General features: G+C 65.8%; 35 protein-coding genes. 4 read left to right on the plus strand and 31 right to left on the minus strand.

Annotated features, from left to right (window positions below):
• Positions 1-40: 40 nt before the first annotated feature.
• From ACP7AS_RS10795 to ACP7AS_RS10815, 5 genes are all read right to left on the minus strand, one after another.
• Positions 41-766, minus strand: a complete 726-nt coding sequence (locus tag ACP7AS_RS10795; protein ID WP_426028880.1) for an RluA family pseudouridine synthase — start codon at positions 764-766, stop codon at positions 41-43.
• Positions 767-806: 40 nt separating this feature from the next.
• Positions 807-1,244, minus strand: coding sequence for a hypothetical protein (locus ACP7AS_RS10800; RefSeq protein ID WP_426028881.1), 438 nt, complete (start codon positions 1,242-1,244; stop codon positions 807-809).
• On the minus strand, positions 1,241-1,717 hold the full coding sequence (locus ACP7AS_RS10805; protein ID WP_426028882.1) for a hypothetical protein: 477 nt from the start codon (positions 1,715-1,717) through the stop codon (positions 1,241-1,243). The genes ACP7AS_RS10800 and ACP7AS_RS10805 overlap by 4 nt, the downstream gene beginning before the upstream one ends.
• An 80-nt stretch (positions 1,718-1,797) precedes the next feature.
• Positions 1,798-2,238 (minus strand): hypothetical protein, encoded by a 441-nt coding sequence (locus ACP7AS_RS10810; protein ID WP_426028883.1) that lies wholly within the window; start codon positions 2,236-2,238, stop codon positions 1,798-1,800.
• A gap of 58 nt (positions 2,239-2,296) precedes the next feature.
• Positions 2,297-3,616, minus strand: a complete 1,320-nt coding sequence (locus ACP7AS_RS10815) for a replication-associated recombination protein A (protein ID WP_426028884.1) — start codon at positions 3,614-3,616, stop codon at positions 2,297-2,299.
• A gap of 70 nt (positions 3,617-3,686) precedes the next feature.
• Between ACP7AS_RS10815 and ACP7AS_RS10820 the strand changes: the two genes are divergently transcribed.
• Entirely contained in the window at positions 3,687-4,100 is a 414-nt protein-coding gene (locus ACP7AS_RS10820; RefSeq protein ID WP_426028885.1) for a VOC family protein, read from the plus strand.
• Between the two features lie 16 nt (positions 4,101-4,116).
• Here the strand turns inward: ACP7AS_RS10820 and ACP7AS_RS10825 are convergent, their stop codons facing one another.
• Together ACP7AS_RS10825 and ACP7AS_RS10830 are read right to left on the minus strand one after the other, a co-directional pair.
• Positions 4,117-5,502 carry a trypsin-like peptidase domain-containing protein gene (locus tag ACP7AS_RS10825; RefSeq protein WP_426028915.1) on the minus strand — a complete coding sequence of 462 codons (1,386 nt, stop codon included), beginning with the start codon at positions 5,500-5,502 and terminating at the stop codon, positions 4,117-4,119.
• Between the two features lie 64 nt (positions 5,503-5,566).
• Positions 5,567-6,829: a TCR/Tet family MFS transporter gene (locus ACP7AS_RS10830; RefSeq protein WP_426028886.1), complete on the minus strand. Its 1,263-nt coding sequence runs from the start codon at positions 6,827-6,829 to the stop codon at positions 5,567-5,569.
• An 83-nt stretch (positions 6,830-6,912) separates the two neighbouring features.
• On the opposite strand from ACP7AS_RS10830, the gene ACP7AS_RS10835 reads away from it, so the two are divergent.
• Genes ACP7AS_RS10835 through ACP7AS_RS10845 form a run of 3 tightly spaced genes read left to right on the plus strand, consistent with a single transcriptional unit; the run spans position 6,913 to position 9,127 of the window.
• Positions 6,913-7,305: a bleomycin resistance protein gene (locus tag ACP7AS_RS10835; protein ID WP_426028887.1), complete on the plus strand. Its 393-nt coding sequence runs from the start codon at positions 6,913-6,915 to the stop codon at positions 7,303-7,305.
• Between the two features lie 48 nt (positions 7,306-7,353).
• The gene (locus tag ACP7AS_RS10840) at positions 7,354-8,265 is read left to right on the plus strand and encodes an ABC transporter ATP-binding protein (protein ID WP_426028888.1); all 912 of its coding nucleotides are present in this window, start codon (positions 7,354-7,356) and stop codon (positions 8,263-8,265) included.
• Complete coding sequence (locus ACP7AS_RS10845) at positions 8,255-9,127, plus strand: hypothetical protein (RefSeq protein WP_426028889.1); 873 nt, start codon at positions 8,255-8,257, stop codon at positions 9,125-9,127. The genes ACP7AS_RS10840 and ACP7AS_RS10845 overlap by 11 nt, the downstream gene beginning before the upstream one ends.
• A gap of 3 nt (positions 9,128-9,130) precedes the next feature.
• On the opposite strand, the gene ACP7AS_RS10850 is transcribed toward ACP7AS_RS10845, so the two are convergent.
• The 24 genes from ACP7AS_RS10850 to rpsS all read right to left on the minus strand — a co-directional run bounded on the left by ACP7AS_RS10850 (position 9,131) and on the right by rpsS (position 21,903).
• Positions 9,131-9,592 (minus strand): GNAT family N-acetyltransferase, encoded by a 462-nt coding sequence (locus ACP7AS_RS10850; protein WP_426028890.1) that lies wholly within the window; start codon positions 9,590-9,592, stop codon positions 9,131-9,133.
• Between the two features lie 109 nt (positions 9,593-9,701).
• Positions 9,702-10,121: a 50S ribosomal protein L17 gene (gene rplQ, locus ACP7AS_RS10855; RefSeq protein WP_300467175.1), complete on the minus strand. Its 420-nt coding sequence runs from the start codon at positions 10,119-10,121 to the stop codon at positions 9,702-9,704.
• A 115-nt stretch (positions 10,122-10,236) separates the two neighbouring features.
• Entirely contained in the window at positions 10,237-11,256 is a 1,020-nt protein-coding gene (locus ACP7AS_RS10860; protein WP_426028891.1) for a DNA-directed RNA polymerase subunit alpha, read from the minus strand.
• Positions 11,257-11,346: 90 nt separating this feature from the next.
• A complete protein-coding gene (gene rpsK, locus ACP7AS_RS10865) occupies positions 11,347-11,736 on the minus strand; it encodes a 30S ribosomal protein S11 (protein WP_013268944.1) in 390 nt (129 codons plus the stop codon).
• 9 nt (positions 11,737-11,745) lie between these two features.
• Entirely contained in the window at positions 11,746-12,114 is a 369-nt protein-coding gene (gene rpsM / locus ACP7AS_RS10870) for a 30S ribosomal protein S13 (protein WP_292096020.1), read from the minus strand.
• Positions 12,115-12,254: 140 nt separating this feature from the next.
• Positions 12,255-12,971, minus strand: coding sequence for an energy transducer TonB (locus ACP7AS_RS10875; protein WP_426028892.1), 717 nt, complete (start codon positions 12,969-12,971; stop codon positions 12,255-12,257).
• Positions 12,972-13,030: 59 nt separating this feature from the next.
• The gene (locus ACP7AS_RS10880; RefSeq protein ID WP_426028893.1) at positions 13,031-13,603 is read right to left on the minus strand and encodes an adenylate kinase; all 573 of its coding nucleotides are present in this window, start codon (positions 13,601-13,603) and stop codon (positions 13,031-13,033) included.
• 22 nt (positions 13,604-13,625) lie between these two features.
• Entirely contained in the window at positions 13,626-15,014 is a 1,389-nt protein-coding gene (secY, locus tag ACP7AS_RS10885) for a preprotein translocase subunit SecY (RefSeq protein WP_426028894.1), read from the minus strand.
• 105 nt (positions 15,015-15,119) lie between these two features.
• A complete protein-coding gene (rplO, locus tag ACP7AS_RS10890; protein ID WP_426028895.1) occupies positions 15,120-15,719 on the minus strand; it encodes a 50S ribosomal protein L15 in 600 nt (199 codons plus the stop codon).
• A 137-nt stretch (positions 15,720-15,856) separates the two neighbouring features.
• On the minus strand, positions 15,857-16,054 hold the full coding sequence (gene rpmD, locus ACP7AS_RS10895; RefSeq protein ID WP_426028896.1) for a 50S ribosomal protein L30: 198 nt from the start codon (positions 16,052-16,054) through the stop codon (positions 15,857-15,859).
• Positions 16,055-16,058: 4 nt separating this feature from the next.
• Positions 16,059-16,679, minus strand: a complete 621-nt coding sequence (gene rpsE / locus ACP7AS_RS10900; protein ID WP_426028897.1) for a 30S ribosomal protein S5 — start codon at positions 16,677-16,679, stop codon at positions 16,059-16,061.
• 12 nt (positions 16,680-16,691) lie between these two features.
• Positions 16,692-17,054 carry a 50S ribosomal protein L18 gene (gene rplR / locus ACP7AS_RS10905; protein WP_426028898.1) on the minus strand — a complete coding sequence of 121 codons (363 nt, stop codon included), beginning with the start codon at positions 17,052-17,054 and terminating at the stop codon, positions 16,692-16,694.
• A 3-nt stretch (positions 17,055-17,057) separates the two neighbouring features.
• Complete coding sequence (gene rplF / locus ACP7AS_RS10910) at positions 17,058-17,591, minus strand: 50S ribosomal protein L6 (RefSeq protein WP_426028899.1); 534 nt, start codon at positions 17,589-17,591, stop codon at positions 17,058-17,060.
• Between the two features lies 1 nt (position 17,592).
• On the minus strand, positions 17,593-17,991 hold the full coding sequence (rpsH, locus tag ACP7AS_RS10915) for a 30S ribosomal protein S8 (protein ID WP_292030131.1): 399 nt from the start codon (positions 17,989-17,991) through the stop codon (positions 17,593-17,595).
• Between the two features lie 14 nt (positions 17,992-18,005).
• On the minus strand, positions 18,006-18,311 hold the full coding sequence (rpsN, locus tag ACP7AS_RS10920) for a 30S ribosomal protein S14 (RefSeq protein ID WP_055832157.1): 306 nt from the start codon (positions 18,309-18,311) through the stop codon (positions 18,006-18,008).
• Between the two features lie 19 nt (positions 18,312-18,330).
• Positions 18,331-18,891 carry a 50S ribosomal protein L5 gene (rplE, locus tag ACP7AS_RS10925; protein ID WP_300467194.1) on the minus strand — a complete coding sequence of 187 codons (561 nt, stop codon included), beginning with the start codon at positions 18,889-18,891 and terminating at the stop codon, positions 18,331-18,333.
• Entirely contained in the window at positions 18,891-19,199 is a 309-nt protein-coding gene (rplX, locus tag ACP7AS_RS10930; RefSeq protein ID WP_292065611.1) for a 50S ribosomal protein L24, read from the minus strand. Before rplX ends, rplE begins: the two co-directional genes overlap by 1 nt.
• Before the next feature lie 2 nt (positions 19,200-19,201).
• Positions 19,202-19,570: a 50S ribosomal protein L14 gene (gene rplN / locus ACP7AS_RS10935; RefSeq protein WP_055832151.1), complete on the minus strand. Its 369-nt coding sequence runs from the start codon at positions 19,568-19,570 to the stop codon at positions 19,202-19,204.
• An 18-nt stretch (positions 19,571-19,588) separates the two neighbouring features.
• Complete coding sequence (rpsQ, locus tag ACP7AS_RS10940; protein WP_426028900.1) at positions 19,589-19,837, minus strand: 30S ribosomal protein S17; 249 nt, start codon at positions 19,835-19,837, stop codon at positions 19,589-19,591.
• A 10-nt stretch (positions 19,838-19,847) separates the two neighbouring features.
• Positions 19,848-20,045 carry a 50S ribosomal protein L29 gene (gene rpmC / locus ACP7AS_RS10945; RefSeq protein WP_305306829.1) on the minus strand — a complete coding sequence of 66 codons (198 nt, stop codon included), beginning with the start codon at positions 20,043-20,045 and terminating at the stop codon, positions 19,848-19,850.
• Entirely contained in the window at positions 20,042-20,485 is a 444-nt protein-coding gene (gene rplP, locus ACP7AS_RS10950) for a 50S ribosomal protein L16 (RefSeq protein WP_055832145.1), read from the minus strand. Before rplP ends, rpmC begins: the two co-directional genes overlap by 4 nt.
• A 3-nt stretch (positions 20,486-20,488) precedes the next feature.
• Positions 20,489-21,241, minus strand: a complete 753-nt coding sequence (gene rpsC / locus ACP7AS_RS10955; protein ID WP_426028901.1) for a 30S ribosomal protein S3 — start codon at positions 21,239-21,241, stop codon at positions 20,489-20,491.
• A complete protein-coding gene (rplV, locus tag ACP7AS_RS10960; protein ID WP_426028902.1) occupies positions 21,241-21,621 on the minus strand; it encodes a 50S ribosomal protein L22 in 381 nt (126 codons plus the stop codon). The genes rpsC and rplV overlap by 1 nt, the downstream gene beginning before the upstream one ends.
• 3 nt (positions 21,622-21,624) lie before the next feature.
• The gene (gene rpsS / locus ACP7AS_RS10965; protein WP_300467203.1) at positions 21,625-21,903 is read right to left on the minus strand and encodes a 30S ribosomal protein S19; all 279 of its coding nucleotides are present in this window, start codon (positions 21,901-21,903) and stop codon (positions 21,625-21,627) included.
• Position 21,904 lies beyond the last annotated feature (1 nt).

A 21,904-nucleotide genomic window follows, 5' to 3' on the forward strand; every position in this document is an offset into this window, starting at 1 on the left:
CGCTGACAGAGGTTCCTGTGTCCGCTGGCATACGCTGCCGTCAGAGATCCGCCGCCGCCTTCAACGCCTCGAAATCCTCGGGCGGGGGCGCTTCGACGGTGCGATAGCCGCCCTCCGGGTGGGGAAAGACCAGCTTCGCCGCGTGCAGCATCAGGCGCGGCGCGGCGCGGCCCGCGAAGGTCAGCGCCCCACCGTAGCGGGCGTCACCGGCCAGTGGGCGTCCGATCGCGGCCATGTGCACGCGCAGCTGGTGCATCCGTCCCGTCGCCGGATCCAGTTCAACCAGCGCCCCGTCTTCGGACGCGGACAGTGTGCGATAGCGGCTCAGCGCCGCCTGGGCACCGGGCGTGTCGGCCTCGACCGCGCGCATATAGCTTTCGCGGCCGATCTCCTGGCGCAGCAGCGGCCGGTCGATGGTTCCGGCGCGCGGCTCCGGGGCCGCCGAAACCAGAGCCAGATAGGTCTTCTTGAACCGGCGCGCCTGAATGGCCTTGCCGAGGAAGCCCGCCGCCGGCTTTGTTTTCGCCGCCAGAATGACGCCCGAGGTGTCACGGTCCAGCCGATGCACCAGATCGGGCCGTTTGCCGTTCGAGCGGGCAAAGGCCCACAACAGGTCGTCCAGGGTGTGGGCCTGGATGCGGCCGCCCTGGCTGGACAGGCCGGCAGGCTTGTTGAAGGCGATCACGGCCTCGTCCTCATGGATCACCCATGACCGGGCGGCGGCGATGTCATCTTCGGACAGGTTGGCAGGCGAACGGTCGGTCACCGCGCCTGCATAGGCGAAAGACCGACCGTCCGTCAGCCCCTCAACGCAGAACGCCCGTCTTGCCCATCGTCCAGGCGTACCAGGTGAAGAAGGCGCAGACTCCGCCCTTGACGATCAGGATCGGCCAGTACGCACCCATGGCCTCCATTCCGTTTGACAGCCCGAACGTATAGACCGCGCCCGCGGCCCAGCCGAGGAACGCGGCGACGAACGCCGGCAGCGCCCAGTTGCGCCGCAGCAGCAGCAGGACCGCGCCCAGCGCGCCGCCCCAGACATGGAACGCCCAGGCACCGTCCGTCCAGGCCGGCATGCCATGGAACCAGTCCATCTGGAGCGCGGTCGGGTCCATGTTGGCCAGCCAGGCGTCGCCCCGGGTCTGCGTCATGGTGTAGTCGAAGCACCAGAGGCCGTTCCACAGCAGGGCGACAACCCCGACCACCCACAGGTGCCAGGGTGCCGCCGGCCGGCTTATGGTCAACGCAGCACGCCCTTCTTGCTCATCGCCCAGGCGTACCAGGTGAAGAAGGCGCACCCGGCGGCGATGACGACGTTCATGATGATGATCATCGACGAGGCCACCTTGACCCCGTCCTTCATCATGAAGCCCATCATCTTGCCGCTGTCGCTGAGTCCGTAGACGTACAGCAGGCTGAGCAGAAAGGCCCCGAACGACACCGCGAACACCGGAAAGGCGAGCTTGTTGCGCATCAGCAGCAGCAGCGAGCCGAGCACCCCGCCCCATACGCCGATCGCCCAGACGGCCGTCATCCAGACCGGCATGGTATCGTAATAGGCGATCTGATCCGGCGTCATACCGGACGCAGCCATATAGGTCGCGCCCTGGGTCATGCTCATCGTGTAGTCATAGCCGCCGTAGGCGTTCCACAGCACGGCGATCACGCCCACCACCCACAGGTGCCACGGCACCGCAGACTTGTTCAATCCAGTCATCTTCCCCTCCCAAGGTTGACCGATGACCAAAGGCTAGACCGGATTACGGCCCGGCGGCAACGCTGGATCGCCCGCGGCTGTCAGCGCAGGACCCGCTTCCCGGACATCATCCAGCAATACCCGATCAGAACCAGCAGGATGACAGCGATCATGACGTTGGTCACAGCCATCTGCTGGCCCATGATCCGGCCGCCATCGCTGAGCCCATAGGTGTGCAGCATGTTGAGCATGAAGGCACCCAGCGACACCGCGAACACCGGCAGGGCCAGTTTGCGCCGCAACAGTAGCAGGACGGCACCCGCGATGGCGGCCCACACGCCGATCGCCCAGGCGGCATGAACCCAGATCGGCAAGGCCTCATAATGGGCGATCTGCGCCGCTGTCATGCCGGCGCTGGCCAGATAGGCCGAGCCTTCCAGCATGGTCCGCACATAATCGTAAGGCCCGATCGCGTTGAACAGCAGCGCCAGTCCGCCGACCACCCACAGGTGCCACGGCGTCTTCACAGTCATGGTCGTCATTGACCCCTCCCAAGGTTGACGGCGGAAAGGCTACGCCCGGCCTGCCTCAGCCGCAACGCTAGCCTCCGGCTTCGCCTTCCCCCGGTGCCTCGGCCCGCATCGCCGCCCAGCGTTCCAGCCGCTCCTTGACCTTGGCCTCATGCCCCTCCCCTTTCGGCGTGTAGAAGACGCGGCGCTCCATCCCGTCGGGGAAGAAGTTCGCGCCCGAGAAGCCTTCGGGCGTCGAGGGGTCGTACTGATAGCCCTTCCCGTAGCCCAGCGACTTCATCAGCTTCGTCGGGGCGTTTCGGATGTGGGCCGGGGGCATCAAGGAGCCGGTCTCCGCCGCCGCTCGCTTCGCCGCCTTGAAGGCCTCATAGACGCCGACCGACTTGGGCGCGGTAGCGAGGTGGACCACGGCCTGGGCGAGCGCCAGTTCGCCCTCGGGGCTGCCGAGGAAGTCGTAGGTATCCTTGGCCGCATTGGCGACCAGCAGCGACAGGGGGTCGGCCTCGCCGATGTCCTCGACCGCCATACGCACGATCCGGCGCGCCAGATACAGCGGATCCTCGCCCCCGTTCAGCATTCGCGCCAGCCAGTAGAGCGCCGCGTCCGGATCAGACCCTCGAACCGATTTATGCAACGCTGATATGAGGTTGTAGTGTTCTTCTCTGCTCTTGTCGTAAGCTGGCGGACGCTTCTGCAAGATGCCGGCAAGGGCGTGTACATCCAACGGCTCCGTTGACGTCAGGTCGAACAGCACCTCTGACATGGTCAGCAGGTAGCGGCCGTCGCCGTCGGCCAGCGCCGCCAGCGCGTGACGCGCCTCGGGGGTCAGAGGCAGGGTCTTTCCCTCCTGCGCCTCAGCGCGAATCAACAGTTGATCGAGAGCGAAATCATCCAGTCTTTTCAGGACGTAGACCTGGGATCGGGACAGCAGGGCCCCGTTCAGCTCGAACGACGGGTTCTCGGTCGTGGCCCCGACGAGGGTGATGATCCCCTCCTCCACGAACGGCAGGAAACCGTCCTGCTGGGCACGGTTGAAGCGGTGGATCTCGTCGACGAACAGCAGCGTCGACTGGCCGGCGGCGCGGCGCATCCGGGCGGCCTCGAACGCCTTCTTCAGGTCGGCGACGCCCGAAAAGACGGCGCTGATCTGCTGGAACTGGTAGCCGGCGGCCTGGGCCAGCAGGCGGGCGATGGTGGTCTTGCCGGTGCCCGGCGGGCCCCACAGGATCATCGACCCCAGCCGCCCGGCCTCGACCATGCGCCGGATCGGCCCGCCCGGCCCCAGCAGGTGGTCCTGACCCACCACCTCGTCGAGGGTGCGGGGCCGCAGGCGGTCGGCCAGCGGCGCGTCTGGAGGGTGGATGCCGGAGGCTTCAAACAGGTCGGTCATGGACGGCTACAGATAGGCGTTCCGGGCAGGCATTTCACGCGTTAGTATCGCTCAGCCCGAGGAGACAGACATGGCCGACCCGAACCAGATCCCGTCCGGCGGCGTCATCCCGTATCTGACCATTCCCTCGCGCGGCGGCCAGGCGGCGGTCGAATTCTATCGCGCCGCCTTTGGGGCCGAGGAGCTGTTCCGCAATCTGGCCGATGACGGCGAGCGGCTGATGCACAGCCGGCTGGTGATCAACGGCGGGCTGATGATGCTGTCCGACGAGTTCCCCGAATACGGCCACCCTGCCGATGTCGTCCCCACGGGCGTCGCCATGCATCTGCAGGTCGATGACGCCGATGAGTGGTGGAACCGCGCCATCCGCGTCGGCGGCGTGCCGCTGATGCCCCTGGCGGATCAGTTCTGGGGCGACCGTTACGGGCGGCTGATGGACCCGTTCGGCCACACATGGTCGATCGCCTCGCCGATCGCGACCTAGATCCTTCGGGAACCGGTCAGCGGATCGTGCCGCTGATCCGCTGACCCCGGCGGCTGATGGTCAGTTCCGAACCGCGCGCGATATTGCCCAGTTGCTGGACCGAGGTGACCGCGCGGCCGTTGACCGACAGGACGATGTCGCCGCCCTGCAGACCGGCGCGCTGGGCATAGGCCCCGCGTTGCACCTGGCCGATGATGACCCCGGTGGCGAACGGATCGCCGCCCAGGCTGTCGGCGAGCGCCGGATTGAGGGCCAGCACCTGTGCCCCCGCCAGCGCACCGGACTGGATTACCGCCGCGTCCTTGACGTCCGCATCCCCCGGAAGGCGCTGGACCCGCGCGCTCAACGTCTCCGTCCGCCCGTCACGCAGCACCGCGACCTGCACCGTGTCGTTCGGCTCGCGCGTGCCGACGCGGAAATTCAGCCCGCCTTGGTCGTTGATCTCGGCCCCGTCGATGGCCGTGATGACGTCCCCTTCCTGCAGTCCCGCGCGCGCGCCGGGTCCACCCGGCCAGACCTTGGTGACCACCAGTCCCTGCGGCCGCTCGAGGCCGAGGCTGCGGGCGACGTCGGCGCTGACGCTGTCGCCCTTCACCCCCAGCCACGGCCGGATCACGGCGGTGGCTCCGCCCACAGCCGAATCCACCACCCGCTTCACCGCCGCAGCCGGCACGGCAAAGCCGACGCCCGACGACGAGCCCGAGCGCGAGAAGATGGCGGTGTTGATGCCGATCAGGTCGCCGTCCATGTCGACCAGCGCCCCGCCGGAATTGCCCGGATTGATGGCCGCGTCGGTCTGGATGAAGGATCCGGAATCCGAAATGCCCGTCTCGGTCCGGTTCAGGGCCGAGATGATGCCGTTGGTCACCGTCTGACCGACGCCGAACGGATTGCCGATGGCCAGGACCAGGTCGCCGATCTGCTGTTCCTCGCGATCGTCGATGTTGAGGGTCGGCAGGCGCTCGCTGACGCCCTCCAGCTGCAGCACGGCGATGTCGGAGCGTTCGTCTGCCAGGATGATCCGCGCGTCGAATTCGCGGCGGTCATTCAGCACCACCTTGATCTGCTGCATGCCGTTTATGACGTGATAGTTGGTCACCACCACACCGGTCGGGCGCACGATGACCCCCGAGCCGACCGAACCGACCTGCTGGGCCCGGACCCCTTGGCCGAACATGGACCAGAACGGATCCTGGACCCGTTGCACCCCGCGGGCGGAGACATTGACCACGGCCGGCGCCGCCGTGCGCACCACAGGCGCGAAGCTGGCCTTCATGGTCATGGCGTCGCCGGGAACGACGCGGTTGTCGGCGAAGACCCCGTCTTGGGCCTTTGTATCGTTGGGCTGGCCACAGGCGGCGAGCGTCAGGGCAGCGGCGATGGCGAGCGTGCGGGGCGTCATGGTCATCCGGTCTGGTCAGAAGGGCTTTGGAGCGCCGCCATTCCGCACCGGCTTTTCGACCGGATCAAGGCGAGGGCGGGGCCTCAACGGGCGGGGCGTCGCGCCGTTCCGCCCCCCGCCCGACCAGCCAGCCGATGATCGCCGCCAGCAACAGAACCACAGCGGCCAGATAGAAGGCCAGGCCGGGCATCTGGATGATCGCGAACTCGCCCACCGACAGCGAATAGATCCAGCCGAAGAACAGCGGCGACAAGACCCCGGCGATCGAGGCGACACTCATGTTTGCGCCCTGAAGCTGGCCCTGTTCGTCCTCGCCGACGCGGCGGGTCATGAGGGATTGCAGCGTCGGCATGGCCAGACCCCACAGGGCGTTGGGCAGCATGGCCAGGATGAACATCAGGCCGTCCGGGGCCCAGCCCATGGCCGCGATCCCGACCGTGCCGCCGACCAGACCCAGCACCATGGTCGCCCGGTCGCCCAGCCGCTTGACGACCGGCCCGACGAGGACGCCCTGCACCGCCATGTCCAGCACCCCGACGAGGGCCAGCAAAAGGCCAACTTCGCGCGGGCCCCAGCCATAGCGCCAGGCCGCATACAGCACGAACACCGCCGAAAAGACGTGGTGGGCGAAATAGAGCAGGAAATTCACGACCGACAGGCCGCTGAGCTCGGGGTGACGGCGCAGCAGGATCAGCGACCCGACGGGATTGGCGCGTTTCCAGCTGAAGGCCATCCGCTTCTCGACGGGCAGGCTCTCGGGCAGCACCAGCAGGCCGTAAAGAAAGGCCACGGTCGACAGGCCGGCGGCGAACCAGAACGGTACCCGCGGCCCGAACTCACCGAGGAAACCACCCAGCACCGGCCCCAGCACGAAGCCGAATGAAAAGGCCGCCCCGATCAGGCCATAGGCCCTGGCCCGCCTTTCCGGCGCGGTGATGTCGGCCATATAGGCATAGACGGTGGTGAAGCTGGACGAGGTGATCCCGGCGATGATCCGACCCACCGCCAGCCACCACAGGTTCGGCGCGACCGCCATCAGCACATAGTCGAGGGCCAGACCGGCGCAGCTGATCAGGATGACAGGGCGGCGTCCGTACTTGTCCGACAGCGAGCCGATGATCGGCGAGCAGATGAACTGCATCCCCGCCCACAGGGCGACGAAAACGCCGTTGATGACGCCGGCCCGGGCGTTCGAGCCGACGAAATCCTCGATCAGCTGCGGCAGGACCGGAATGATGATCCCCATGGCCACGATGTCGAGCACAGCCGTCACGAAGATGAAGGCGAGCGCGGCGCGGTGGGTGCGGAGACGGGACAGGGCGGACATGGCGGGCTCGACAACGGGACGGGCCTTCTAGCCGACCCGGGTGCGCCCGTCAGCCCTGTGGTATCATCACGGCGGAGGCCTCCATGACCAACTTCCTTCAGGTAACGCCCTTCCTGCACGTCGCGGACCTGCAGAAGGCGCTGGACTTCTTCACGGACATCCTCGGGTTCGCTGTCCCGTTCCGGCAGCCGGGCTACGCCTACATCCATCGCGAGACTGTGGGCTTCCGGCTGCTGCAGGCGGAGAGCGGCGCGACGGTGCCGGCCCATCGGCGGTTCGCCTACTATATCGACGTACGCGACGTGGACGCCCTCTATGCCGAACTGAAGCCGAAGCTCGACACCCTGCCCCCCGGCGACGTCCATGGACCGGCGGACAAGCCCTATGGCCAGAGGGAGCTTCTGGTTTTGGCTCCCGACGGCGAGCTGATCGCCTTCGGCATGGCGACGCCGCAAGCCGGGGTTGCGAAAGCTTAATGCAGCGACGCCTTGCGCGAACCGGCGGCACAAGGCCAAGCTGACGGCATGACAACCGTGATCGAAACCCGTGGACTGACCAAGACCTACGGAACCGTGTGCGCCCTCGACGGGCTGGACCTGTCGATCCCGCGAGGCGGGGTCTATGGCGTGCTGGGGCCGAACGGGGCCGGCAAGTCGACACTGTTCCGCATCCTGCTGGGCCTGATCCGGCCGACGGACGGGACGGCGACCATCATGAACGGGCCGGTCGGCGACATCGCCCACATGCGCCTGACGGGCTCGATGATCGAGACCCCGCGCTACCCCCCCTATTTGACCGCCAGGCAGGTGCTGCGCTGGCTGGCGCTGGAGCACGGCATCGCCGGCACGGCGGACATTCCCTACTGGCTGGAGCGGGTCGGGCTGTCCGAGGCGGCGGACCGCAAGGTGCGGGGCTTCTCCGTGGGCATGATGCAGCGCCTCGGCGTCGCCGCGGCGCTGATCAGCAAGCCCGAGCTGATCATTCTGGATGAACCGACCAGCGGCATGGACCCCCCCGGCATCCAGGAGATGCGGGCCCTGATCCGCAGCCTCGCCAATGACGACGGCCTGACCGTGATCCTGGCCAGCCACCAGCTGCTGGAGGTCCAGCGAGTCTGCGACCGCGTCGCCATCCTGAACAAGGGCAAGCTGGTACGCGAGGGCGCGGTCAGCGAACTGACCGCCGTCGGCGAACGCCTGCGCGTGTCCGCCGGACCGGTCGACAAGGTTCTGTCCGTGCTGGGCACCAGGGGCGTTCGCGACGGCGACGCCGTTCTGGCCGACATCTCGCGCGCGGACGGACCAGCCTTGATCCGCGCCCTGGTCGAGGCCGGGGTCGACATCAGCGAGGCGCGCTGGGTCGGGACGGACCTCGAGGCCATCTTCTTCACCGAGACGGGTGCCGTGCAGGCGCCGGAGACGATCCATGCTGGTTGACGCTATTCGCGCCGAAGGCTTCCGCCTGTCGAAGAACAGGACCGCCCTGTTCTGGAGCCTCGCCTTCGTGCCGATCATCTCCGTGGCAATCGGGGCCCTGACCAATTTCGTGCTCAAGGGCAGCGAAACCAAGATCCTTGGCGACACCAAGATGCCGCCAGAGGTCCGCGAAGCCCTGACCCGCGGCGCACTGGACATGGGCGAGGCTCTGGTCACGGCGGCGGGCAATTTCGCCAATCCGCTGGTGCTGCTGTTCGTCCTGATCGGCGCGGCGACCCTGTACGCGGGCGACTATCGTTGGGAGACCTGGCGTCTGATCAGCGCACGCAACAGCCGCACCAACCTGCTGCTGGCCAAGCTGGTGACGGTCGCCGGGCTGGCGCTGGCGGCGATGGCGCTGATGCTGGTCGCGGCGGTGGCCGAAAGCCTGATCAAGGTCGGCGTGTTCGAACGCCGGCTGACGTTCTCGATGACAGGCGAGATGGCCGGTCAGTTCCTGGGCTTCGCCAGCCTGTCGTGGCTGCGCATCGTTCAGTTCACGATGATGGGTATGCTGGCGGCAGTTGTGACGCGTTCCCTGCTGGCGGCGCTGTTCACCCCGCTGGTGTTCGGCGTGGCCCAGTTTTTCACGCCCCAGATGCTCGGGCCAATGGGCGTCATGCCCGACGCCTGGCTGGCGATCCTGATCAATCCGGGTGCGGCGGCAGACGTCGTCAAGACCACGATCGAGGGTGGCCCCGGCGCAGCGGCTCTGCCTGACGGCCTCACCGTCAAGGCGTGGTTCAGCCTGGCGCTCTGGACCTTCGGCCCGCTGGGTGCGGCACTGGCGTGGTTTCCCCGACAGGACCTGTCGAAGGAATAGCGGTCAGAGCCGCTTCTCCATCCAGACATTACAGCGGGCATAGGGCGTCGACCGGGGCGGCAGGTCGACGAATCCGAAGCGAAGATACAGGGCGATCGCGTGCGTCTGGGCGCGGTTGGTCTCCAGATAGAGGAACGAGCTCCCCGCCGACCGCGCCGCTGCCTCGCACGCCTCAGGCAGCCGCCAGCCGAGATTGAGGCCGCGCGCACCCTCCGCCACCGCCATCTTGCCGACCTCATAGCCGCCGCCGGCCATGGCCATCAGCGAGCAGCAGCCGATGGGCGTGCCGTCGCGCTCGGCCATGAAGATGACGCCGCCCTTGTCGAGGATTGCCCCCTGCGGATCGCCGAGCACCAGCTGGTCCTTGGCCTCCAGCACATAGCCGCCGGCCAGCAGCCAGTCCTCATTCAATGAGCGCCATGCCGCTGAGTGGTCAGGACGGAAAGGAACGATCTCAACGCTCACGACGACGATGCTTCCTTATGTTCGACCCAATCTGACGGAGGTGCGGCCAAAGAAAAAGGGCGGCCGGTTTGCACCGGTCGCCCTTTTCTCAAGCCCCAACGGCAGAAGCTTACGCTTCGTCGTCGCCCTCGATGGCGTAGACCGGACCCGAGTCCAGGCCCTTGGCGTCGGCGTCGCGATCGACGAACTCGATCACGGCCATGGCGGCGTTGTCGCCGTGGCGATAGCCGGCCTTCATGATCCGGATGTAGCCGCCGTTACGGTCGGCGTAGCGCGGTCCGATCGTCTCGAACAGCTTGCCGACCTGCGGCACGTCACGCACCTGGCTGATGGCCTGACGACGCGCGTGCAGGTCGCCCTTCTTGGCGAGCGTGACCAGCTTCTCGACGAAGGGACGGAGTTCCTTCGCCTTGGGAAGCGTGGTCGTGATCTGCTCATGCTTGATCAGCGACGCAGCCATGTTGGCGAACATGGCGGTCCGGTGTGCGCTCGTACGACCGAGCTTGCGATAGGCGGCGCCGTGGCGCATCGGGGTCTCTCCTACTCAGCCCTGGTTTCCACCGTGGTGGACCTTGAGCTCACTCATTCTAACCGCTCCGCGACCTCCCAGAACACTGGAATGGGTCAAGGGCGGAGGGTTGAAACTAGATCTGGTCGTCGAACTTCTTGGCCAGGTCTTCGATGTTTTCGGGCGGCCAGTTCGGCACGTCCATACCGAGGCTGAGCCCCATGGTCGTGAGAACTTCCTTGATCTCGTTCAGCGACTTGCGGCCGAAGTTCGGGGTGCGAAGCATTTCGCCCTCGGTCTTCTGGATCAGGTCGCCGATGTAGACGATGTTGTCGTTCTTCAGGCAGTTGGCCGAACGCACCGACAGTTCCAGCTCGTCCACCTTCTTCAGCAGGGCCGGGTTGAAGGGCAGGTCCGGCTTGCCGTCGGCAGCTTCCACGGCCTTCTTGGGCTCGTCGAAGGTGATGAAGATCTGAAGCTGGTCCTGCAGGATGCGCGAGGCATAGGCCACGGCGTCCACCGGCGAGACCGCACCATTGGTCTCGACCTCGAGGATCAGCTTGTCATAGTCCAGCGACTGGCCCTGACGGGTCGGCTCGACGCGATAGGCGACGCGCTTGACCGGCGAATACAGGGCGTCGACGGCGATCAGGCCGATCGGCGCGTCTTCCGGACGGTTCATTTCCGAAGCCACATAGCCCTTGCCGTTCTGGACGGTCAGTTCCATGCGCACAGAGGCACCGTCGTCCAGTGTGCAGATGACGTGGTCGGGGTTCAGGATCTCGATGTCGGCCGGAGCGTCGATCTGACCGGCGGTCACGGCACCGGGGCCCGTGGCGCGCAGGGTCATGCGCTTGGGGCCTTCGGCGTGCATGCGCAGCGCCAGTTGCTTGATGTTCAGAACGATGTCGACCACGTCCTCGCGCACGCCTTCCAGCGACGAGAATTCATGGACCACGCCGTCGATCTGGATCGCGGTCACGGCGGCGCCTTGCAGCGACGACAGGAGAACGCGACGCAGGGCATTGCCGAGCGTCACGCCGAAGCCGCGTTCCAGGGGCTCGGCGACCAGGCGCGACTTGCGCTGCGGGTCGGAGCTCGCCTCGATCTGCGGCTTCTCGGGACGGATCAGCTCTTGCCAGTTACGTTCGATCATGGGTGTCCCTCGAAAACGGAGTTCGCCGGTCCCTCGCTCCTCGTCAGGGGCGGCAGGACCGGCGGAGATAGATAGTCGGTCGGCGTACGCTTAGACGCGGCGACGCTTGGGCGGGCGGCAGCCGTTGTGCGGCATCGGCGTGACGTCGCGAATGGTGGTGATGGTCAGGCCGACCGACTGCAGGGCGCGCAGGGCCGACTCACGGCCGGAACCGGGACCCGAGACGTTGACTTCCAGCGTCTTGACGCCGTGTTCCTGGGCCTTCTTGCCGGCGTCCTCGGCGGCCATCTGGGCGGCGTACGGGGTCGACTTGCGCGAACCCTTGAAGCCCATGTGACCCGCCGACGACCACGAGATCGCGTTGCCCTGGGCATCGGTGATCGTGATCATGGTGTTGTTGAAGGACGCATTCACGTGGGCGACGCCCGAGGTGATGTTCTTGCGCTCGCGCTTCTTTACGCGACCCGGTTCCTTGGCCATGTGTCTGTCTTACTTCTTCTTGCCGGCGATCGGCTTGGCGGGACCCTTGCGGGTGCGGGCGTTGGTGTGGGTGCGCTGACCGCGGACCGGCAGGCCCTTGCGGTGACGCAGGCCGCGGTAGCAGGCCAGATCCATCAGACGCTTGATGTTCATGGACGTCTCACGGCGCAGGTCGCCCTCGACGGTGTGATCACGGTCGATGGTCTCGCGAATCTGCAGGACCTCGGCGTCGGTCAGCTGGTTCACCCGGCGGGCGGGCTCGATGCCGACCTTGGCCGTGATGTCCTTGGCGGCGTGGGCGCCGATGCCATGGATGTACTGAAGCGCGATCTCCACGCGCTTGTTGGTCGGGATGTTGACACCAGCGATACGGGCCACGAAGCTCTCCAGATGCGCGTTGGCGGACGCAACAAACGCTCCGGTCAACAGACCAGGAGCGCCGACGCCCTTCGCGGAAGCCGGCCTTATACAGGGGATTCGCGCTGCGTCAACGCCTGACGCCCGACGCGTTGCCCGGATCAGCGCCCGAACTGGACGAAGACGGTCACCCGCTGGCCCTCGACCGGGCGGCCCGAGGCGCTCATCGGCGGGCGGAAACGGAAATAGGCCTCCGCCACGGTCACCGCCGCAGCCCCGAAGCCCTGACCCGGCGGCGTCTCGCTGACCAAGCGGCAGCCGTCCAGTCGCTCGTCCAGGCGAATGACGCAACTGACCGAGCCGCGGCCCTGACGGCGACCCCGCGGCACCACACTGAAGATCTCGGCCTGGGTGGCGCCGCGAATGAAGCGCGGCCCGATCCCGCCCGAGCCTGAACCTTCACCGTCACCATTGCCCGTGCCCGTCCCGTTACCCGTGCCGCCCTGCCCCATGCCGGGCGTCGGACCGGCCACGGGGGCCATGCCGATCACCAGCGCCGGTTCAGGAGCCGGTACCGGCGGCGCGGGCAGTTCGCGCGGTTTTTCAGCAGGCTTGGGCGTGACGTGGATGCGCGACGGCGCGGCCGGCTTGCCGCCCCCCGGATCCGGCGTGGGCTTCAGCGGCGGCGGCGGTGCGGGCGGTGGCGGCGTCGGCCGGAACAGCATCACATTGATGGGCGGTGCCGGCGGCAGCATGGGAACATCAGCCTGGGTGCGCGCGATCACGGCGAACACCAGCAGGTGCGCGACCGATACGCCCACGACCACGCCGGCGGTCCGCAGCCGCTTCTTCGTCAGAAAGGGGGGTTGGATCCGCATGCTCCTGTCCTGCCACCGGAGACATGAACGCACGGAATCGCCAAAAGGTCAGGCCCGGTTCAGGTCGGGGAGCCGTCCAGGGCCGCGTCGATGGCCTCGGCCACCACATCGATCGCGCCCATGCCGTCGATCTCGGTCAGCAGACTCTTGTCGGCATAGTAGGGCAGCAGCGGCGCGGTGTTGCGATTGTAGGCGTCGAGACGGACCTTGAAGCTTTCGGGATTGTCGTCCGGACGGCCCTGGTCAGCGAAGCGTACCGCGACCCGCTCGAGCAGAGCCGCATCGTCGACCTTGAGGCGGATCACATGGTCGATCTGCTTGCCCAGACGGGCGAGGCTGCGGTCGAGCGACTCGGCCTGGGCGACGGTGCGGGGGAAACCGTCGAAGATGGCACCGCCGGCGTCTTCCGCCTCCTTCAGTCGCGCCTCGATCAGCGCGATGACGATGACGTCCGACACCAGATCGCCCCGTGACATGATCGCCTGGCACTCGCGACCGAGGTCGGAGCCCGAGGCGATCGCCTCGCGCAACATGTCGCCGGTCGACAGCTGGACCATGCCGCGGGCCTCGACCAGCCGTTTGGCCTGGGTGCCCTTGCCCGCCGCGGGCGGTCCGAACAGGATCAGGTTCATCGCCGCCCCTCCCCCGAAGGTTCTAGCGCCGGGCCGGGGCGGTGACGCCCTTGCCGGGAGCCTTGCCGCGCCCGCGCAGCTTGGCCTTCTTGATCAGGCCTTCGTATTGGTGGGACAGCAGGTGCGACTGGATCTGCGCCACCGTGTCCATGGTCACCGAGACCGCGATCAGGATGGACGTGCCGCCAAACGCCAGCCCTGTACCGAAGTTGGCGATGACCATTTCCGGCAACAGACAGACGACGGTGATGTAGGCGGCACCGATCACCGTCAGCCGGGTCAGGACATAGTCCAGATATTCGGCCGTGCGCTTGCCCGGACGGATGCCCGGCAGGAAGCCGCCGTATTTGCGCAGGTTCTCGGCCGTATCCTCGGGATTGAAGGTGATCGAGGTGTAAAAGAAGCAGAAGAAGACGATCAACGCACCGTACAGCAACATGAACACCGGCTGGCCGTGCTGCATCTGGGCCGTCACGAGCGGCAGCCAGTCCATCCAGGACGGCAGATTCGCATTGGCGGTCATCTGGGCCACCGTGGTCGGCAGCATCAGCAGCGACGAGGCGAAGATCGGCGGGATGACGCCGGCGGTGTTGACCTTCAACGGCAGGAACGAACGCTCGCCGCCGGTCATGCGGTTGCCTTCCTGACGCTTGGGATACTGGATCAGCAGTCGGCGCTGGGCCCGCTCCATGAAGACGATGAAGGCGACGACCGCCATCATCATGACGGCGATGAACAACAGGGAGAAGGCGGACATCTGGCCCTGCTGGGCGAGGCCGAACATGCGGGCGATGGTGCCCGGCAGGACGGCGACGATGCCGGCGAAGATGATCAGCGAGATGCCGTTGCCGACGCCGCGGGCGGTAACCTGCTCACCCAGCCACATCAGGAACATGGTCCCGCCGGTCAGGGTAGTGATGGTCGAGACGATGAAGAACAGACCCGGCGCGTCGATCAGACCCGGCTGGGCGTTCAGACCGACGGCGATGCCGGTCGACTGGAACAGCGCCAGCACGACGGTCAGATAGCGGGTGTACTGGTTCAGCTGCTTGCGACCGCTCTCGCCGCCTTCCTTCCGCAGCTTCTCCCACGGCGGATACACGGCACCCATCAGCTGGACGATGATCGAGGCCGAAATGTAGGGCATGACGTTCAGGGCGAACACGGCCATGCGCTCCACGGCACCACCCGAGAACATGTTGAACATGTCCAGGATTCCGCGCTGGCCGTCCGGGTTCTGGAAGAACTGCAGGAACGCTTCCGAGTTGATTCCCGGGATCGGCACATAGGTGCCGATGCGGTAGACCAGCAGGGCCATAAGCGTGAACAGCAGACGCTTGTGCAGCTCGGTCGCCTTGGCGAACGAGCCCATGTTCATGTTTGCTGCGAGTTGTTCGGCGGCCGAAGCCATGTGTCGTCACCCCGACTTGTCAGAACGCGGCGCATCGGACGTGAATCCGGCGCCAGCGTCCAGATAGGCGAAGGGCGCCCTCTTAGCGAGGGCGCCCAGCAAGCTTTATTTGGCGTTGCGCGCCGCGGTGCGGGTCGTGCGCGCCGAGATCTTGTTGGCATCACCACGCGGAGCCTTGGCAGGCGGAGCCTTGCCCTTGGCGGCATTACGCTTCTCGAGGCGGGCCGCAGCCTTGGCTTCCGACGCGATACGCTCTTGGACGACGGTACCGCCGGCAGCCTCGATCGCCTTGACCGCGCCGGCCGAGGCCGACCAGACGACCAGGTTCAGCTTGGACTTGATCTCGCCGGTGCCGAGGATGCGGACGCCGTCCTTGACGCGACGGATCACGCCGGCCGCGACCAGGGCGTCGCCCTTGATCTCGCCCTTGATGTCCAGCTTCTTGGCGTCGATCGCGTCCTGCAGACGCCACAGGTTCACTTCCGCCAGCTTCAGCGCGAGCGGGTTGTTGAAGCCGCGCTTGGGCATCCGCATGTACAGCGGCATCTGGCCGCCTTCGAAGCCGCCGATGGCGACGCCCGAGCGGGATTTCTGACCCTTGACGCCACGGCCTGCGGTCTTGCCCTTGCCCGAGCCCGGGCCACGGCCGACGCGCATGCGCTTCTTGTGGGCACCCTCGTTGTCGCGAATTTCGTTCAGTTTCATGTGCCTGATCCTTTCGGGTGCTAGCGCCCGGTCTGGGACCGGACTCGGCTGTGTGTTTGTGAGTGGGCTTAGTGAGTAGGGCTTAGGGCTTAAAAGAGACGCGCCCTCCTAAGCCCTAAGCCCCAAGCCCTACCCGCTTACTTCTCGACGATCTCGGTCAGGTGAGCGACCTTGGCGATCATCCCGCGGACCGAGGGGGTGTCTTCCAGCGTGGACTCGCGGCCCATGCGGTTGAGACCCAGACCCGACAGGGTGGCGCGCTGGTCCGACTTGCGGCGGATCGGGCTGCCCGTCTGGCGGATCGTGACGGTGGCTTTGGATTCAGACTTGGCCATGGTCTCAGGCTTCCTGGGCTTCAAGCGCCGCTTCCGGAGCCGAGGCGCCGTCGTTGCGGCGGCCCATCAGATCGGCGACCTTCTTGCCGCGCTTGGACGCGACCTGGCGGGGCGACGACTGGACCTTCAGCGCTTCGAACGTGGCGCGGATCATGTTGTAGGGGTTGGACGAACCGGTCGACTTGCCGACGACGTCCTGGACGCCGAGGGTTTCGAGCACGGCACGCATCGGACCGCCCGCGATGACGCCGGTCCCGGGAGGGGCCGCGCGCATCATGATCTTGCCGGCACCCCAACGGCCGTTGCCGTCGTGGTGCAGGGTGCGGTTCTCGCGCAGAGGCACGCGGATCATGGTCTTCTTGGCTTCTTCGGTCGCCTTGCGGATGGCTTCCGGCACTTCGCGCGCCTTTCCGTGACCAAAGCCGACGCGGCCCTTGCCGTCGCCGACGACCATCAGGGCTGCGAACGAGAACCGGCGGCCGCCTTTGACGGTGGCGGCGACACGGTTGATGTGCACCAGCTTCTCGACGATGTCCGAATCCGGACCGTCGGCCTGGGGTGCGTTGCGGTTGTCACGACGATTGCGATCGTTGCCGCCGCCGCCACGTTGGGGTGTTTGCGCCATCTGTCGCGTCCCTTAGAAATTCAGGCCGGCTTCACGCGCGGCATCAGCCAGCGCCTTCACCCGTCCGTGATAGATGTAGCCGCCGCGATCGAAGACGACATCCTTGATGCCCTTTTCGATGGCGCGTTCGGCGACCAGCTTGCCGATCAGAGCGGCTGCGGCGACGTCCGAACCCTTGGCCTTCTTGCCCTTCTCGCCTTCCAGCGAGGAGGCCGAAGCGATCGTGACGCCGTTCAGGTCGTCGATGATCTGGGCCGAGATGTTCTTGTCCGAACGGTGCACCGACAGGCGCAGACGGCCGTTGGAGACAGCCTTCAGGCGGCGACGGGTGCGCTCTGTGCGGCGCTGGGCTTGTTGTCGAAGAGAGAGAGCCATGACTTACTTCTTCTTGCCTTCCTTGCGCCGGACCTTTTCGCCCGTGTAGCGCACACCCTTGCCCTTGTAGGGCTCCGGCGGACGCAGCTTGCGGATGACGGCGGCGATCTGACCGACCGCCTGTTTGTCGGCGCCCGAGATCTTGATTTCCGTCTGCTTGGGCACCGCGAAGGTGACGCCGGCGGGCGGTTCGATGTTGACGTCGTGCGAGAAGCCGAGCTGCAGCGACAGGGCATTGCCCTTCATCGCGGCGCGGTAACCGACGCCGACCAGGTCCAGGCTCTTTTCAAAGCCGGTGGTGACGCCGACGACCATGTTGTCGACGAGGGTGCGCGACAGGCCCCACATGGCCCGCGAACGCTGGTTGTCCTCACGGATCGCCAGGTTCAGGCCATCGTCGCCCTGGGTGACTTCGATCTCGTCGGCGACGGTCCAGGAGCGTTCGCCCTTGGGTCCCTTCACCGAGACGGTCTGGCCGTCGATCGTGACAGTCACGCCCTTCGGCACTTCAACGGTGCGTTTTCCGATACGGGACATCTTAGTAGACCCTGCAGAGGACTTCGCCGCCCACCTTGGCTTCGCGAGCCGCGGTGTCCGACATAACGCCCTTGGACGTGGAGAGAATCGAGATGCCGAGGCCGTTCTTGATCGGCTTCAGGTCAGAGATCGCGGAGTAGACGCGGCGGCCCGGCTTGGACACGCGGGCGATCTCGGCGATGACCGGCTGGCCGTCGAAGTATTTGAGCTCGATCTCGAACTGCGGGAATTCGCCGGGGTTCTGAACCAGCGCATAGCCGCGGATATAGCCTTCGTCCTGCAGCACGTCGAGGACGCGCTGGCGCAGGCGGGAAGCCGGGGTGAGCACCTTGGAACGTTTGCGCATGTGCGCGTTCCGGATGCGAGCGATCATGTCGCTCAGGGGATCGTTGATCATCATATCTGTCGCTCCCCTTACCAGCTGGACTTGGTCAGACCCGGGATCTGACCCAGGTTGCCGAGTTCACGCAGGGCGATGCGGCTCATCTTGAGTTTGCGATAGAAGGCCCGCGGACGGCCCGTCACTTCGCAGCGGTTGCGAATCCGGTTGGCGGCCGAGTTACGCGGCAGCTTGGCCAGCTTCAGGCGCGCTTCGAAACGCTCCTCAAGGGGCAGGGATTCGTTGTTGGCGGTCGCCTTCAGGGCGGCACGCTTGTCGGCGTATTTCGCGACGAGGGCCTTGACCATCTCGTTGCGGTTTACGGCGCTTTTCTTAGCCATGGTTTCTTTCCCTTCCCGCTCAGTTCGTCACGAACGGGAACTTGAACTCGGTGAGAAGCGCGCGTGCTTCGTCATCGGTCTTGGCCGTGGTGCAGACGATGATGTCCATGCCCCACATCTGGTCGATCTGGTCGTAGTTGATCTCGGGGAACACGATGTGTTCCTTGAGGCCCATGGCGTAGTTGCCGCGACCGTCGAACGAGGTCGGCTTCAGGCCGCGGAAATCCTTCACGCGCGGCAGCGCGATCGTGATCAGCCGGTCGAGGAACTCGTACATCTGGTCGCCGCGCAGCGTCACCTTGCCGCCGATGACCATGCCTTCGCGCAGCTTGAAGCCGGCGATGGAGTTACGGGCCTTGGTGGCGACGGGCTTCTGGCCGGCAATCGCGGCCAGGTCCTTGAGGGCGGCGGTCGCCTTCTTGGAGTCGGCCACGGCTTCACCGATGCCCATGTTGAGGACGATCTTGTCCAGCTTGGGCATCTGCATCGGGTTGGTGTAGCCGAACTTCTCGGTCAGCACGCCCTTGATGCGCTCGTTGTAGTCGCCCTTGAGGCGCGGGGTGTATTTGGTGTCAGCCATCAGATGACGTCTCCCGTCGTCTTGGCGAAGCGAACCTTCTTGTCGCCTTCCATGCGGAAGCCGACGCGGGCCGCCTTGCCGTTGGCGTCGGCGATCGCGACGTTCGACAGGTGAAGCGACGCTTCCTTGTTCTTGATGCCGCCCTGGGGGTCGGCCTGGGTCGGGCGGGTGTGGCGCTGGACCATGTTGATCCCCTGCACCATGACGCGGTTCGTGGTCGGCAGGACCTTGGTCACCTTGCCGGTGCGGCCCTTGTCCTTGCCCGTAAGCACCACGACGTTGTCGCCGGTTTTGATCTTGGCGGCCATGACTACAGGACCTCCGGAGCCAGAGAGATGATCTTCATGTGGTTCTTGGCGCGCAGTTCACGGGGAACCGGGCCGAAGATCCGCGTGCCGACCGGCTCGTTCTGCTTGTTGACGATGACGGCGGCCGACTTGTCGAAACGAATGACAGAGCCGTCCTTGCGCATGATGTCCTTGGCGGTGCGCACGACGATAGCGCGCACGACGTCGCCCTTCTTCACGCGGCCGCGAGGAATCGCTTCCTTCACCGAAGCGACAATCGTGTCGCCCACCGAGGCGTAGCGGCGCTTTGAGCCGCCCAACACCTTGATGCACATGACCCGGCGAGCACCCGAATTATCGGCTACCTCCAGGTTAGTTTGCATCTGGATCATATGATCAGATCTTTCTGATTACGAAGCCGAGGCCGAGGAGTCCGACAGGACTTCCCAGCGCTTCAGCTTGGACTTGGGGGCGCACTCAACGATGCGGGCCTGATCACCCACCTTGAGGGCGTTGGCTTCGTCGTGAGCGTGATACTTCTTGGACAGGCGCACGATCTTTTTAAGGACCGGGTGCAGCAGCGTGCGTTGGACGACGACGACGACAGTCTTGTCGCCCTTGTCGGAGACGACCACGCCTTCGAGAACTCGTTTCGGCATCTTCGTTTCCTTAAGCCGCCGCGCGGTTCGCACGCAGAAGCGTGGAAATCCGGGCGATGTCCTTGCGCACTTCCGAGACCCGATGGGTCTTTTCCATCTGGCCGGTGGCGGCCTGGAAGCGCAGGTTGAACTGTTCCTTCTTGAGCTTCAGCAGCTCGTCGGACAGCTGGTCGGGCGTCTGGGCCCGGAGGTCGGCGATCTTGGTCATGCGCCTACGTGCTCCACGTGCGAGACACCGGCGTCGAGGCGGGTGACCACCTTGGTACGGACCGGCAGCTTGGCCGCACCGAGACGCAGCGCTTCGCGAGCCACGTCGTCCGGCACGCCGTCGATTTCAAACAGGATCCGGCCCGGGTGGCAGCGCGCCGCCCAGTGATCCACGGCGCCCTTGCCCTTACCCATGCGGACTTCGGCCGGCTTGCCCGTGACGGGCAGGTCGGGGAAGACGCGGATCCAGACGCGGCCCTGACGCTTCATCTGGCGAGTGATCGCGCGGCGGGCCGCCTCGATCTGACGCGCAGTGATGCGTTCCGGCTCGACCGTCTTCAGGCCGTAGGACCCGAAGTTCAGCGAGAAGCCACCTTTGGCGGCGCCGTGAATACGGCCCTTGAAGGCCTTGCGGTATTTGGTCTTTTTAGGTTGCAGCATGATTTAGCCCTCACGCCCGCGACGCTGACCGCGATCGTTGCGACCGCCGCGATCACCGCCACGGCCTTCGTTCGAAGAAGGACCCGAAGCCTCGATCGCCCAGCGCTTGTCCTGCGCCATCGGATCGTGCTCGAGCACCTCGCCCTTGAAGACCCACACCTTCACACCGATGATGCCGTAGGTCGTCTTGGCCTGGATGAAGCCATAGTCGATGTCGGCACGCAGGGTGTGCAGCGGCACGCGGCCTTCGCGATACCATTCCATCCGCGCGATTTCAGCACCGCCGAGGCGACCCGAAACGTTGATGCGGACGCCCTTGGCGCCGAGACGCATGGCCGACTGCATGGAACGCTTCATGGCGCGACGGAAGGCGATCCGGCGTTCCAGTTGCTGCGCGATGTTCTCGGCGATCAGCTGGGCGTCGGTCTCGGGCTTGCGCACTTCGACGATGTTCAGGTGAACCTCGCCGTCGGTCCGAGCCGAGATGTCCTTGCGGAGCTTCTCGATGTCAGCGCCCTTCTTGCCGATCACGACACCCGGACGGGCGGCATAGATCGTCACGCGGCACTTCTTGTGCGGACGCTCGATGATGATGCGCGACACGCCGGCGGCGTTCAGGCGTTCCTTGAGCCACGTACGCAGCTTGAGGTCCTGGTGCAGCAGGTTGGCGTATTCGGCGCCGCGGGCGAACCAGCGGCTGTCCCACGTACGGTTGACGCCGAGGCGCAGACCGATCGGATTGACTTTCTGACCCATCAGGCGGCCTCACCGGCTTCGCGAACCACGATGGTGATCTCCGCGAAAGGTTTCAGGATGCGCGACGAACGACCACGAGCGCGGCTCGCGAAACGCTTCATCACCAGGTTCTTGCCCACGAAGGCCTCGGCAACGATCAGGTTGTCGATGTCGAGGTTGTGGTTGTTCTCGGCGTTCGACACGGCCGAATACAGCACCTTGCGGACGTCGGTGGCGATGCGCTTGCGGCTGAATTCCAGCTCGTTCAGCGCCTTCTGCACCGGCAGGCCGCGGATCGACTGGGCGACCAGGTTCAGCTTCTGAGGGCTGATCCGGACGTTCACCAGCTTGGCGCGCGCTTCGGTCGGGGCGACCCGACGTGAGTTTTTTGTCTGGGCCATCAGTTACTTCCTTTTGGCCTTCTTGTCCGCCGCGTGCCCGGGGAACGACCGGGTCGGGGAGAACTCGCCGAACTTCATGCCGACCATTTCTTCGGAGACGGACACCGGCACATGCTTGAGGCCGTTGTGAACACCGAAGGTCAGGCCGACAAACTGCGGCAGGATGGTGGAGCGGCGCGACCAGGTCTTGATCACATCCTTGCGGCCCGACGACGACACCGTCTCGGCCTTCTTCAGCAGATACCCGTCGACAAACGGGCCTTTCCAGGAGGAGCGGGCCATC

It is taken from the genome of Brevundimonas sp. TWP2-3-4b2, from assembly GCF_049897345.1.
Classification (GTDB): domain Bacteria; phylum Pseudomonadota; class Alphaproteobacteria; order Caulobacterales; family Caulobacteraceae; genus Brevundimonas.

What these genes read in the sequence shown, in the direction of transcription:
- ACP7AS_RS10805 (WP_426028882.1), bottom strand. Translation starts at nt 1,717, where the DNA reads ATGACTGGATTGAACAAGTCTGCGGTGCCGTGGCACCTGTGGGTGGTG.
- ACP7AS_RS10810 (WP_426028883.1), bottom strand. Translation starts at nt 2,238, where the DNA reads ATGACGACCATGACTGTGAAGACGCCGTGGCACCTGTGGGTGGTCGGC.
- ACP7AS_RS10815 (WP_426028884.1), bottom strand. Translation starts at nt 3,616, where the DNA reads ATGACCGACCTGTTTGAAGCCTCCGGCATCCACCCTCCAGACGCGCCG.
- ACP7AS_RS10820 (WP_426028885.1), top strand. Translation starts at nt 3,687, where the DNA reads ATGGCCGACCCGAACCAGATCCCGTCCGGCGGCGTCATCCCGTATCTG.
- ACP7AS_RS10825 (WP_426028915.1), bottom strand. Translation starts at nt 5,502, where the DNA reads ATGACGCCCCGCACGCTCGCCATCGCCGCTGCCCTGACGCTCGCCGCC.
- ACP7AS_RS10830 (WP_426028886.1), bottom strand. Translation starts at nt 6,829, where the DNA reads ATGTCCGCCCTGTCCCGTCTCCGCACCCACCGCGCCGCGCTCGCCTTC.
- ACP7AS_RS10835 (WP_426028887.1), top strand. Translation starts at nt 6,913, where the DNA reads ATGACCAACTTCCTTCAGGTAACGCCCTTCCTGCACGTCGCGGACCTG.
- ACP7AS_RS10840 (WP_426028888.1), top strand. Translation starts at nt 7,354, where the DNA reads ATGACAACCGTGATCGAAACCCGTGGACTGACCAAGACCTACGGAACC.
- ACP7AS_RS10845 (WP_426028889.1), top strand. Translation starts at nt 8,255, where the DNA reads ATGCTGGTTGACGCTATTCGCGCCGAAGGCTTCCGCCTGTCGAAGAAC.
- rplQ (WP_300467175.1), bottom strand. Translation starts at nt 10,121, where the DNA reads ATGCGCCACGGCGCCGCCTATCGCAAGCTCGGTCGTACGAGCGCACAC.
- ACP7AS_RS10860 (WP_426028891.1), bottom strand. Translation starts at nt 11,256, where the DNA reads ATGATCGAACGTAACTGGCAAGAGCTGATCCGTCCCGAGAAGCCGCAG.
- rpsK (WP_013268944.1), bottom strand. Translation starts at nt 11,736, where the DNA reads ATGGCCAAGGAACCGGGTCGCGTAAAGAAGCGCGAGCGCAAGAACATC.
- ACP7AS_RS10875 (WP_426028892.1), bottom strand. Translation starts at nt 12,971, where the DNA reads ATGCGGATCCAACCCCCCTTTCTGACGAAGAAGCGGCTGCGGACCGCC.
- ACP7AS_RS10880 (WP_426028893.1), bottom strand. Translation starts at nt 13,603, where the DNA reads ATGAACCTGATCCTGTTCGGACCGCCCGCGGCGGGCAAGGGCACCCAG.
- secY (WP_426028894.1), bottom strand. Translation starts at nt 15,014, where the DNA reads ATGGCTTCGGCCGCCGAACAACTCGCAGCAAACATGAACATGGGCTCG.
- rplO (WP_426028895.1), bottom strand. Translation starts at nt 15,719, where the DNA reads ATGAAACTGAACGAAATTCGCGACAACGAGGGTGCCCACAAGAAGCGC.
- rpmD (WP_426028896.1), bottom strand. Translation starts at nt 16,054, where the DNA reads ATGGCCAAGTCTGAATCCAAAGCCACCGTCACGATCCGCCAGACGGGC.
- rpsE (WP_426028897.1), bottom strand. Translation starts at nt 16,679, where the DNA reads ATGGCGCAAACACCCCAACGTGGCGGCGGCGGCAACGATCGCAATCGT.
- rplR (WP_426028898.1), bottom strand. Translation starts at nt 17,054, where the DNA reads ATGGCTCTCTCTCTTCGACAACAAGCCCAGCGCCGCACAGAGCGCACC.
- rplF (WP_426028899.1), bottom strand. Translation starts at nt 17,591, where the DNA reads ATGTCCCGTATCGGAAAACGCACCGTTGAAGTGCCGAAGGGCGTGACT.
- rpsH (WP_292030131.1), bottom strand. Translation starts at nt 17,991, where the DNA reads ATGATGATCAACGATCCCCTGAGCGACATGATCGCTCGCATCCGGAAC.
- rpsN (WP_055832157.1), bottom strand. Translation starts at nt 18,311, where the DNA reads ATGGCTAAGAAAAGCGCCGTAAACCGCAACGAGATGGTCAAGGCCCTC.
- rplE (WP_300467194.1), bottom strand. Translation starts at nt 18,891, where the DNA reads ATGGCTGACACCAAATACACCCCGCGCCTCAAGGGCGACTACAACGAG.
- rplX (WP_292065611.1), bottom strand. Translation starts at nt 19,199, where the DNA reads ATGGCCGCCAAGATCAAAACCGGCGACAACGTCGTGGTGCTTACGGGC.
- rplN (WP_055832151.1), bottom strand. Translation starts at nt 19,570, where the DNA reads ATGATCCAGATGCAAACTAACCTGGAGGTAGCCGATAATTCGGGTGCT.
- rpsQ (WP_426028900.1), bottom strand. Translation starts at nt 19,837, where the DNA reads ATGCCGAAACGAGTTCTCGAAGGCGTGGTCGTCTCCGACAAGGGCGAC.
- rpmC (WP_305306829.1), bottom strand. Translation starts at nt 20,045, where the DNA reads ATGACCAAGATCGCCGACCTCCGGGCCCAGACGCCCGACCAGCTGTCC.
- rplP (WP_055832145.1), bottom strand. Translation starts at nt 20,485, where the DNA reads ATGCTGCAACCTAAAAAGACCAAATACCGCAAGGCCTTCAAGGGCCGT.
- rpsC (WP_426028901.1), bottom strand. Translation starts at nt 21,241, where the DNA reads ATGGGTCAGAAAGTCAATCCGATCGGTCTGCGCCTCGGCGTCAACCGT.
- rplV (WP_426028902.1), bottom strand. Translation starts at nt 21,621, where the DNA reads ATGGCCCAGACAAAAAACTCACGTCGGGTCGCCCCGACCGAAGCGCGC.
- rpsS (WP_300467203.1), bottom strand. Translation starts at nt 21,903, where the DNA reads ATGGCCCGCTCCTCCTGGAAAGGCCCGTTTGTCGACGGGTATCTGCTG.